This is a genomic window from uncultured Lactobacillus sp. (genome assembly GCF_947367085.1).
In the GTDB taxonomy this organism is placed as follows: Bacteria; Bacillota; Bacilli; order Lactobacillales; family Lactobacillaceae; genus Lactobacillus.
Genome location: NZ_CANBCP010000094.1, coordinates 1 through 3,886 on the forward strand (window position 1 = coordinate 1; position 3,886 = coordinate 3,886).

Consider the following 3,886-nt stretch of genomic DNA (forward strand, 5'->3'; position numbering starts at 1 on the left):
CTGTTCGCCCATTAAAGCGGTACGCGAGCTGGGTTCAGAACGTCGTGAGACAGTTCGGTCCCTATCCGTCGCGGGCGGAGGAAATTTGAGAGGACCTGTCCTTAGTACGAGAGGACCGGGATGGACATACCGCTGGTGTACCAGTTGTTCCGCCAGGAGCACCGCTGGGTAGCTATGTATGGACGAGATAAACGCTGAAAGCATCTAAGTGTGAAACTCGCCTCGAGATGAGATTTCCCATTCCTTCGGGAAGTAAGACCCCACAAAGATGATGTGGTAGATAGGATGGAAGTGGAAGTGCCGTGAGGCATGGAGCGGACCATTACTAATCGGTCGAGGACTTAACCAAGTTAAGCGCGGTGCGGTTTGGAAGAAGAAAGATATTGTTTAGTTTTGAGAGCGCAAGCTCTTGCCCGGAAGGGTAAGTGTGGTGATGATGGCTTGAAGGATACACCTGTTCCCATGCCGAACACAGAAGTTAAGCTTCAACACGCCAAAAGTAGTTGGGGGATCGCTCCCTGCGAGGATAGGACGTTGCCACGCTTGATGCTGACTTAGCTCAGTTGGCAGAGCACGTCACTAGTAATGATGAGGTCGGAGGTTCGAATCCTCTAGTCAGCATTTTATAACAGTGAAAAGCCTGTATTAACAGCGTTTAACGTTGCTAGTACAGGCTTTTTTGCGCTCCTTTTGGTAGGTGGTGTATTGCAGTACACCAGAACAAGAGCGCTACCGTTAAGCTATCAGCCTAATTGTTGAATATAATATATTCTCATTTACAGTTATATTATAGCAGGGTTTAGCGACTTTGACGACCGCTTGGCTTTTGGGCTGAGCGGTTTTTCTGCATCTTAATATGACTACTTTACCCATCAGCTTAAAATTTTTGGGACCAAATCCTTAATTAATATAGTGCAAATCCACATGGTCAAGTTGAAATTAGGTGTCGGTTTAGCTGGCACATTTTAATAAATGGGTGGCACTTTTTTTGACACCGGACCTTGAATTTTAAAACAGGCTAGTTATTAACACAATTGGTGCCGGGTTAGTGTCAAGTTAGCCGGCACCAGCAGATTATTGTTATATCAAGCATTGGGACACTTTTTAATAATTGTAGTGCCAATCAATAAACAATGACTAAAGCTAATGGTATCAAGGCATTGGGAGAAAATGTGCCAACGATGCCATGTTTTGAACAGAACTTTTTAAATCAACTAATCAATGAAGAAAAATAATAGTAATGAAAGTAAAAAGAGTTATTTAATATATTTTCATTTAAAACCTGGCACATCTGGCACCAAATGAATTGCGTTATTGAAAATGGGGTGAAGTCAATAGTGATTAGTAGTTGGGCATTAATTATTGTATTTTTCATTAACACTGCGACCGCTGGTACCAGTGGAATTTGAAGAAGTCTGAGGACCAGATTAATAAAAGTTTCTACCTATTAACGCTGGAATGTGATGTCATTGTCAAATCAAAGGGACAAACAGTCTATCACTAAAGAGAAGTATGCGATGACGGATCAAGAGTTTCAGGCCTTTAGAAAAACCATTCAAGACGATTTGAATCAAATTCCGATTCAAAGATGGGTAGTGAGAATGGCATTATGGGTTGAGGCAGAAACTGGAATGCGCCCACAGGAAATCCAAGCATTGAAGTTAGTTAACCTTACTCAAGATGAAGGTCACTGGGTATTTCGGATTAACGATTCTTATTCGGAACTGACTAAGGGGTTGAACGGTCATCTTAAAGCCCGTCGCAAAGGAGAAAGCCGTCTCACCCCGCCAATAACTCAGCAACTTTATGATCAACTGCAAATATTTAAACAGAAGCAAGTGGAGTTTATTAAAGAAAAAGGCTTACAGACCACGAGTGATTTACTATTTTTGAATTTGACGGATTATCGGCTCGCTCGATTGGGTTACCCAGTCACCCAGCGGTCAATGAATGATATGTTAAAGGAACTTTGTCGAAGAATTGGGGTTAATAATGGAGAGCTGCCATTGAGTTGTTATACCCTTAGAACAACTTGCGGAACTAGGCTAGCAAGGCTGGGGGACTATAGCTATGCCTGCAATCGCTTGGGTAATTCGCTAGCCGTCTATATGCGCTATTATGTAAAAACATTTAACACTGGATACAGCGGATTGATGGATCGATATTTGTCAATGTAAAAAAATAGCCGTGCAATTAGTTGCATGGCTATTTTTAGTAGGTAAGTTTATTAATGATGACATAAGTCTTTAAGAATTGGAGAAAAATACATTGTATGGTGTATCATACTTTTGTATGATGTATTATACTTTTGTATGGTGTATTATATACTTAGTTGAATAGTTGAGTATAAGCTGTTCATGTTGTTTAATTAAGTGTAATATCAGGTTGGGAGTATATTTTGCGATTATATCATGGTACTACAACCTCAAATGCTCAAAAGATACTTAAGTCTGGCAAGTTCCATAGCAATTTACACGTTATAGAATCAATTTTGTATGAGGGTCAACGAAAAAAGTTTAAAATTCCTGGATCACTAGGATATGGAATATATACTTTTGTGGATGATCCAAGTATGGCGTTGCGTTTTATAAATAAATTTGATATGGACAATCAGGTTTTACAAGTTAATGTGGATATTGAGAATCCTGATGATTTAGATTTTACAAATCCAAATCATCAGGAACAATTTAGAAGGTTTTCTCAGAATGCACGAAATGTCCAAAAAGCAAGTGATATTTTTAATGCAATACCAGGTGGATCTAATGGCAAAATAGACTTGTTTGCTGGTATTATGACAGAACTGTTTATTGTGTATTTGAGGAAGAATGGTATTTATATTAGGTTTGTAAAAAAACAAACAGAGACATTTTTACCACCGTTTAAAAACAGTTATCAAAGACTCGGGATACCTAATGGTACAGAATTTACTATTAGATATCCTGAGGACATCAAGTCAATAAAGCCGTATAGTTTTAAGGAGGAATCATAATGCGGATTGAAGATTTAAATATAACTCAACAAAGTGTTAACGATTTCTTTGATGAAATCGATACGGATGCTTTAGTAGAAAGTTTGAAACTATCTTTTGATGAACATTCAGTGACTGTTAGCGAAGGTAGAGCAACTTATTCTCTAAAAGAGCAGAAGGGTTACTGCATGAAGGGTGCAAGTAATCTGTTTTCTAACATGAAAGAGGTTGCGTAATGGTTGTATTAGAGTTTAAGGGTTATCATATTCTGAAAATGGAATATGAACGTAATCTGAAGTTTAATTCCAAAGAAGATGAAGCAAGTTTTAATCCTAACATCAACATTAGTTTCCATAAGAATAGTGATAAAGAAGCTAATGTTGTTCTTGGCTTTTCATCTAAAGATGAACTTCCTTTTAACGTTGATGTACAGATAGAGGGAATGTTCAAGTATAATGCTGAAGAAGATGAGGCAAAGTTAGGGCTTGATAATTTGCTTAAAAAGAATGCAACTGCAATACTTTTCCCGTACTTCAGAATGGTAATAAGTCAGCTTACTGGAATGAGTGGTGAATATCCCGCATTGGTATTACCGACTATGAATATCGGTAATCTAATAGATAAACAGGATAAAGAGTAGTATATTAAGTAGATTATTGAACTATTTGCTTTAAAAAGGGCTTTGACGATATTTGAACAAAGTTTCTGGCCATGTATTTAACACATAATCTTAACATGTTTAGGATGAAATCCTTTTACATCAAGGGTTGAACTACTCTAAAAAAGCGACTTTAGTGAGCACTACAAAGAACACATAAGCCTGTAATACCAGCGATTATCGGGGTATCTGTCAACTGGTATTGATGGATATCGATACCACTCACAGAAATGTGGGTGGTATTTTTTATACAAAAAGAC

The 3,886-nt window shown here is 38.0% G+C and carries 4 protein-coding genes, 1 tRNA gene and 2 rRNA genes; all 7 read left to right on the top strand.

From position 1 onward, the window contains the following. Window positions 1-349 (top strand): 23S ribosomal RNA (locus tag Q0Y70_RS09555); the annotation flags it as partial. Window positions 350-426: 77 nt separating this feature from the next. Next, window positions 427-543: ribosomal RNA gene (gene rrf, locus Q0Y70_RS09560) — 5S ribosomal RNA — on the top strand. A 5-nt stretch (window positions 544-548) separates the two neighbouring features. Beyond that, window positions 549-621, top strand: a tRNA-Thr gene (locus Q0Y70_RS09565). Window positions 622-1,517: 896 nt separating this feature from the next. Then, window positions 1,518-2,177: a site-specific integrase gene (locus Q0Y70_RS09570; RefSeq protein ID WP_297820391.1), complete on the top strand. Its 660-nt coding sequence runs from the start codon at window positions 1,518-1,520 to the stop codon at window positions 2,175-2,177. A 221-nt stretch (window positions 2,178-2,398) separates the two neighbouring features. Then, a complete protein-coding gene (locus Q0Y70_RS09575; protein WP_297820394.1) occupies window positions 2,399-2,989 on the top strand; it encodes a hypothetical protein in 591 nt (196 codons plus the stop codon). After that, complete coding sequence (locus Q0Y70_RS09580; protein WP_297820397.1) at window positions 2,989-3,204, top strand: hypothetical protein; 216 nt, start codon at window positions 2,989-2,991, stop codon at window positions 3,202-3,204. The genes Q0Y70_RS09575 and Q0Y70_RS09580 overlap by 1 nt, the downstream gene beginning before the upstream one ends. Further along, the gene (locus Q0Y70_RS09585; RefSeq protein ID WP_191668591.1) at window positions 3,204-3,608 is read left to right on the top strand and encodes a protein-export chaperone SecB; all 405 of its coding nucleotides are present in this window, start codon (window positions 3,204-3,206) and stop codon (window positions 3,606-3,608) included. Before Q0Y70_RS09580 ends, Q0Y70_RS09585 begins: the two co-directional genes overlap by 1 nt. Window positions 3,609-3,886: the final 278 nt, after the last annotated feature.